The organism is Fluviicola sp., from assembly GCF_030151805.1.
Taxonomy (GTDB): Bacteria; Bacteroidota; Bacteroidia; order Flavobacteriales_D; family Crocinitomicaceae; genus Fluviicola.
The window spans coordinates 1-6,885 of record NZ_JASLCN010000361.1 but is presented as its reverse complement, the minus strand read 5'-3'; the positions used below and the strand labels follow the sequence as shown (position 1 = coordinate 6,885).

General features: G+C 40.7%; 6 protein-coding genes and 1 pseudogene. All 7 read right to left on the bottom strand.

The features are described from left to right. Positions 1 to 206 (bottom strand): annotated as a pseudogene (locus Q1V93_RS13765) (OmpH family outer membrane protein); the annotation flags it as partial. Positions 207 to 230: 24 nt separating this feature from the next. Continuing rightward, on the bottom strand, positions 231 to 749 hold the full coding sequence (locus Q1V93_RS13760) for an OmpH family outer membrane protein (protein WP_300665474.1): 519 nt from the start codon (positions 747 to 749) through the stop codon (positions 231 to 233). Between the two features lie 42 nt (positions 750 to 791). After that, positions 792 to 3,389 carry an outer membrane protein assembly factor BamA gene (gene bamA / locus Q1V93_RS13755; protein ID WP_300665473.1) on the bottom strand — a complete coding sequence of 866 codons (2,598 nt, stop codon included), beginning with the start codon at positions 3,387 to 3,389 and terminating at the stop codon, positions 792 to 794. Between the two features lie 8 nt (positions 3,390 to 3,397). Next, entirely contained in the window at positions 3,398 to 4,135 is a 738-nt protein-coding gene (locus Q1V93_RS13750) for an isoprenyl transferase (RefSeq protein ID WP_300665472.1), read from the bottom strand. Positions 4,136 to 4,257: 122 nt separating this feature from the next. Beyond that, on the bottom strand, positions 4,258 to 4,545 hold the full coding sequence (locus Q1V93_RS13745; protein WP_300665471.1) for a F0F1 ATP synthase subunit epsilon: 288 nt from the start codon (positions 4,543 to 4,545) through the stop codon (positions 4,258 to 4,260). 128 nt (positions 4,546 to 4,673) lie between these two features. After that, the gene (gene atpD, locus Q1V93_RS13740; RefSeq protein ID WP_300665470.1) at positions 4,674 to 6,176 is read right to left on the bottom strand and encodes a F0F1 ATP synthase subunit beta; all 1,503 of its coding nucleotides are present in this window, start codon (positions 6,174 to 6,176) and stop codon (positions 4,674 to 4,676) included. 183 nt (positions 6,177 to 6,359) lie between these two features. Next, a partial coding sequence (locus Q1V93_RS13735) for an energy transducer TonB (RefSeq protein ID WP_300665469.1) occupies positions 6,360 to 6,885 on the bottom strand: 526 nt, incomplete at its 5' end.

Below are 6,885 nucleotides of genomic sequence, written 5' to 3'. Positions count from 1 at the left end.
CTGTAAGCAACCTGAACAGCACTGTCCATATCTCTTAACTCTTTCAATCCGGCAGCTTCGATTTCTTTGATCTCTTTAATAGCTGCTTTTCTCGAAGGCATTGTATCTAACAATGTCTGAGATTTCACATGACCAATTTTAGTTTGGGCTTGTGTAGTTGCGATTGCACATACAGTAAGTGCCAGGGCAAATAGGATTTTTTTCATTTTTGTTTTTTAGTTATCAATTTATCATTTGGTGCTTACACCCATTTCTCTTAGAACCTCGTCACTGATGTCGAATTTACTATCGGCATACACCAGGTTACTTTGGTTTGACTTGTCAAAGATAAAACTATAATTTCGTTTTGAGGCAACTGTTTGCATTGCTTCGTAAACACGATCCTGAATCGGTTTGATTAATTCCTGTCTTTTTTGGAAATAATCACCGGATACTCCGAAACGCGTTTGCTGCATTTCCATTGCTTCAGACTCCAGGGTTTTGATTTCTTCTTCCCGTTTTGTTTTCTCTTCGGCAGGCAATAAACTTTCTTCTCTCAGAAAGTTCTCCTTTTTCTTCTTGATCATCTCATAGCGCTCTTCGATTTCTTTAGTCCAACGTTCTGCTAACTTGTCCAAGCGTTCTTTCGCTTCTTTGTATTCCGGCATTTTCCCCAAAATGAATTCAGAGTCAATGTAGCCGTACTTTTGAGCAGAACTGACAAAGGTCATGCCAAAGACCATTAAGAAGCATAAAGCAAGAGTTTTCATAGGCGAAATTTGAAAGAACGACGAAGATAACATTTTTATTGTTTAAAGTTCACCAAGATTCATACCGATGGTGAAAGTGAATTTAGGGAAGTAACCTTTAGAGTCAATAGATTGATCTATAGAACCTCCGTAGCCGTAAGAGTGCTTATCCAGCTTGTCGAAGCCCCAACCGTAATCCAAACCAAGCATACCGAACATCGGAAGGAAGATACGCACTCCGGCACCAACACTTCGTTTTACATTGAACGGATTGAATGTTTTGAAACCGGTATAAGTATTTCCTGCTTCAGCAAAGGCCAGTACAAAGAATGTAGCTTGCGGATTCAATGAAATCGGATAACGAAGTTCCATGGTGTATTTCGCAACAATCGGATCACCTCCGCTTGAAGATAATGCATTGTCATCGTAACCACGCAATGCGATGATCTCACGACCTCCGAACTGATTTACCCCGGATAGACCACTACCTCCAAGGTTGAAACGCTCAAACGGAGTCAAACCTTTCGCACGGTTATATGCTCCCATGTAACCGAAACCGATACGCGGCATCAATACCAATTTCTTGTCAGGAGTAAGCGGCAAATAGTATTCGAAAGTGAATTTCAATTTATAGTACTCCAGGTATTTGAACGTTTCCTGAGCACTCATGGCACTGTAATCTTTTCCTTTCGTAAATAAAGAGTAAGGAAGAGTTCCTTTAGCCGTGAATGAGATTTTTGATCCTTCCGTAGGATAGATCGGTGAATTGATCGAGTTACGTTGTAACGCATACTTCAAACTGATATCATTGGCGTACCCATCCTGGAAACTAGGGAAGAGGTTGGCGTAGTTTTGTACATCGTAATATTGGTAAGCCAATTCGTAATATGCACTAAAGTAATCATCCGGGAATTTTTTACGTCTTCCCAAACCGATTCCGGCTCCTGTAATCGCAACCCCGGAGTAATTCGGAGCACGTTTTTTCAAGGTCAAACTCGATGAAAACGAAGTATGGTTCACATAAAAAGTAAATGAATTCGGTTTTTTACCACCCAACCACGGCTCCGTGAACGAGAAGTTATATCCCTGGTAAATTCTTCCGTTCGTTTGTGCACGGATGGAAAGTCTCTGTCCGTCACCTGTTGGAAGCGGACTCCATGAATTCGGTTTGAAAATATTTTTAACAGAGAAGTTACTGAATGTCAATCCAAGTGTTCCGATGATACGACCAGCTCCGTAACCTCCGGAAAGTTCAATCTGATCGGCACTTTTTTCTTCCACGACGTATTCGATGTCAACTGTTCCGTCTGTCGGGTTCGGAATCGGGTTCACCTGGAATCCTTGTTCGTTGAAATATCCTAACTGAGCTAATTCACGTTGTGTACGGATGATGTCATTTCGGTTGAAAAGATCTCCTGGTTTCGTACGGATTTCACGACGAATTACGTGCTCGTTGGTCTTGTAGTTTCCTTTAATGATAATGTTTTTTACACGAGCTTCTTTTCCTTCAACCATACGCATTTCATAATTGATATGGTTGTCTTTCACTCCTGTTTCAACTGGTTCCAAATGGTAGAACAAATATCCTCTATCCATGTAAAGGGAAGTAATATCTCTTCCGTCCTGGCTTTGTTTCAAGCGTTGGTCCAAAAGCGGTTTGTCGTAAATATCCCCGTACTTGATTCCCAAAACAGTATCGAGAAGTCCGGAGCTGAATTTGGTGTTTCCGATCCAGGTAATATCCCCGAAATAGTATTTCTGGCCTTCTTCGATCTTGAAGTAGATTCCTAAATTTCGGCTGTTTATTTTGTAAACCGAATCAACAGCAAATCGAACATCTCTCAATCCGGCTCCTCTGAATTTATCCAAAACGGCCTCTTTATCTCTGTTATAAGCGGTCTGATTGAACTTGGAGCGTTTGAAGATCCGCATGATGGAACGTCTTTTGGTATCCTTCATTACTTTGCGAAGTTTCCACGGTTTAATGGTGGTATTTCCGTCAAAGATGATTTCCTTAATCTTTACTTTTTTTCCTTTATCAATGTCGATGAAGAAGATTTCGGAATTGTTGATCAGGGTGTCCTGAACCTGTGTAATATTTACTGCAATATTGTTGTACCCTTTTTCAAGGAAATGACCTCTGATTTTATTTTTGGTGTTGAATAACAGGTTTTCGGTAATGGTTTGCCCTGATGACAAATCCACTTCTTCCCGGATTTTATCCACTTCCCGTTTGGTAACTCCGGTAAATCTGAAACGGGATAGTTTCGGACGCGGAGCCAGTTTGATGACCAGATAAATAACTCCTGCGATTTCTTTTTCTGCCTCGATGGAAATGCTGGAAAACAATCCTTCATTCCAAAGGTTTTTAATGGCGTTGCTGATTTTGTCTGATGGAATAGTGATTTGATCGCCCTGCTTTAATCCGGCGATCAATTTGATTGCCTGCGGGTCGAAATTGTCGGCTCCTTCGATACGGATAGGGCCAAGGATGTATTTTTCTGCATTTGCGTAATCGAAATTCATTCCTCCACCGATTGTTGTGGAAGATCTCGTCGAATCAATTTTATCTGCCGGGGTTTTTACGGCTGTTGAGTCTCCGGTTTGTCCGAAGGACTGAAACACGCACGTAATAAATAAAATCGATAGTATTTTTTTCATAGAATCAGTTATAATTGCTCGGATACCATTCCGAAACGTCTTTCTCGCGATTGATAATCAAGAACTGCTTTGTACAGATCATCCTCACGGAAATCGGGCCAAAGAACAGGAGTAAAGTGAAATTCACTGTATGCAACCTGCCAAAGCAAGAAGTTGCTCAAACGGTGTTCTCCACTTGTTCGAATCAGTAACTCAGGATCTGGAATGTCTTTTGTGGATAGTGTTTCGGAAATCAGTTCGGGTGTTAAGTCTGAAGGTTCCAGGAAACCGTTTTTCACTTGTGTTGCAAGCTCTTGAAACGCTTTTGTAATTTCCTGACGGGAACTGTAATTCAGTGCAATAACCAAATGAACTCCGGTATTGTTTTTTGTCGATTCAATGGCATTAAATAGCTCGTTCTGGCAATCATCCGGTAAGCCGGCGGTATCTCCGATACTTAGAAGACGCACGTTTTGAGCATTCAATTCATTTACTTCGTTTGCAATAGTGTATACAAGCAGGTTCATAAGTCCTTCCACTTCATCCTGAGGTCTGCTCCAGTTTTCGGTAGAAAAGGCGTACATGGTTGTATATTTCACTCCAATGTTTTTACATGCGGTTAAAGTAGCGCGAACCGAGTCAACTCCGAAGGAATGACCATATAAGCGCTCTTGCCCCTGTTTTTTTGCCCATCGCCCATTCCCATCCATAATGATGGCAATATGCTTTGGAACGTTTGTTAAATCTATTTGATCCTGTAGATTCATGATTACAGAACGAAAATAATTAAAGAATCTTATGTGTTCATGCAAAAATACGTTTTATAACAGACCTTAACAAAAAGAGGGATGTGATTCCACACCCCTCTTTATCTGTTTATTACCACGTATTATTCTGCTAACACGATGATTTTATTGTTTTGCATTTCCACAACACCGCCTTTGATCTTTACATGGATAATTTTTCCATTGTTCTCAGCTGTAATGTTCGGGTTTGTTTTTCCGGTAACTTTAAAGGCTTCAGATAAATCGACCTTGATTGTTCCGGCAGCTAATCCGGAGATAATCGGTGCATGATTATTCAACACCTGAAAAGAACCATCCAGTCCCGGAAATTGAACAGCCGTTGCTTCACCTTTGAAGATTAAAGTTTCCGGAGTGATAATTTCTAATTGCATCTTTATTTTAGATATTAGGACTTCAAGATTTTAAGACTTTAGGACTTTGAGGTTTCAGGATTTCACCGAATGGCGTCGTCCTGAAATCAAACTCTTAAGATCTTATAGTCTTCATGTCTTGTTGTCTATTAAGCTTCAGCTAACATTTTCTCACCTGCTGCGATAACATCTTCGATACCACCTTTCAGGTTAAATGCTGCTTCAGGATATTTATCCATTTCACCGTCAAGGATCATGTTAAATCCTTTGATTGTTTCATTGATATCTACCAATACTCCAGGGATTCCTGTAAACTGTTCAGCAACGTGGAACGGTTGAGACAAGAAACGTTGTACACGACGAGCTCTCAATACGACTAATTTATCTTCTTCAGACAATTCATCCATACCCAAGATCGCGATGATATCCTGTAGTTCTTTGTAACGCTGTAACGTGATTTTTACACGGGAAGCACAATCGTAATGCGCATCACCCAAAATTGTTGGAGTCAGGATACGCGATGTAGAATCCAATGGATCCACAGCAGGGTAAATACCCAACTCGGAAATTTTACGGGATAATACAGTTGTTGCATCCAAGTGAGCAAAGGTATTTGCCGGAGCCGGATCCGTTAAGTCATCCGCAGGTACGTAAACCGCCTGTACGGAAGTAATTGATCCTTTTTTCGTTGAAGTAATACGCTCTTGCATCGCACCCATCTCAGTTGCCAACGTTGGTTGGTAACCTACTGCTGAAGGCATACGTCCAAGAAGTGCAGATACCTCAGAACCAGCTTGCGTGAATCGGAAGATGTTATCTACGAAGAAAAGGATATCTTTTCCTTGACCTTCGCCATCACCGTCACGGTAATATTCTGCCATTGTTAATCCGGAAAGTGCCACACGTGCACGAGCTCCAGGAGGCTCATTCATTTGCCCGAATACGAAAGTAGCTTTAGACTCTTTCATTTCGTTCAAATCCACTTTGGAAAGATCCCATCCTCCTTCTTCCATAGAATGAAGGAAAGCCTCTCCATATTTTATAATTCCTGATTCCAACATCTCGCGCAATAAGTCATTCCCCTCACGAGTACGCTCACCTACACCAGCGAATACGGATAAACCACCGTGTCCTTTTGCGATGTTGTTAATCAATTCCTGAATCAATACTGTTTTTCCTACACCGGCACCACCGAAAAGACCAATTTTACCTCCTTTTGCGTAAGGCTCAATCAAGTCAATTACCTTGATCCCTGTAAATAACACTTCAGTTGCAGTTGATAAATCTTCAAATTTCGGTGCTTCACGGTGAATCGGTAAACCATTTGCATTGTCAACAGCTCCGATTCCGTCAATTGCCTCTCCAACTACGTTGAACAAACGACCCTTGATTTGATCTCCAGTAGGCATTTTAATCGCACTTCCTGTTGAAATAACTTCCATTCCACGACGGAATCCATCAGTAGAGTCCATAGAAATTGTACGAACGGAGTTTTCTCCAACATGAGATTGTACCTCTAGTACTACTTTAGTTCCATCTGCTTTGAACACTTCTAATGCGTCATAGATGTTTGGAAGTGACATGCCTTTGTCGAATGTTACATCGACAACCGGTCCGATAACCTGTGATATTTTACCTTGAATTTTGGACATTTTGTTGCCTTTTAAGTGTATTCCTTAATTTGGGCGCAAAGTTACGTTTTTTATTTTTCTATCCAATTTTTATTGAAAAATACTTGCTAAAATTTTAGAATTAAAGCAGTTCACCGTTTGTAAAGCAAAAAGGTGTTCGCGATTGACGAACACCTTTCAAACATGAAAAAAAGATTCTTGAATTTATTGAATATTGATCGGAAGTCTGTAATAACTTTTTACAGCTTGTCCGTTTACTTTTCCGGGAGTCCAGTGAGGCATTGATTTTACCACCTTGATAGCTGCTTTTTCACATGTTTTGCAATCATCTGAAGATTTGGTAACTGTCACTGAAGAAATACTTCCGTCTGTGTCCACAACGAATTTTAAGTAAACTTTCGCACTTCCGTCGATGGAATTGATGTCGATGTTGTCTGCAATGAATTTACGTAATGCAGGGATTCCACCAGGGAATATTGCATCTTCATCAACGACTTCATGAATTTTGGGCTCCGGGATTTTGGTTTCGATACCTGTTCCGCCATCATTTCCTTTGTTGTTATTGATTTTGTTAGGATCAAAAGGGTCAGTATCCAAATCGCCTTTCTGATCCTTCAATCCTACAGTGGTGTTTTCATCCACCAGGTTGATCTTTGGTTCAGAATCTTTATCGTCCGTAACCGTAAATTCCCGGAATGCAGTAATTTCTGCCATTGACTTAGCTGCCGGT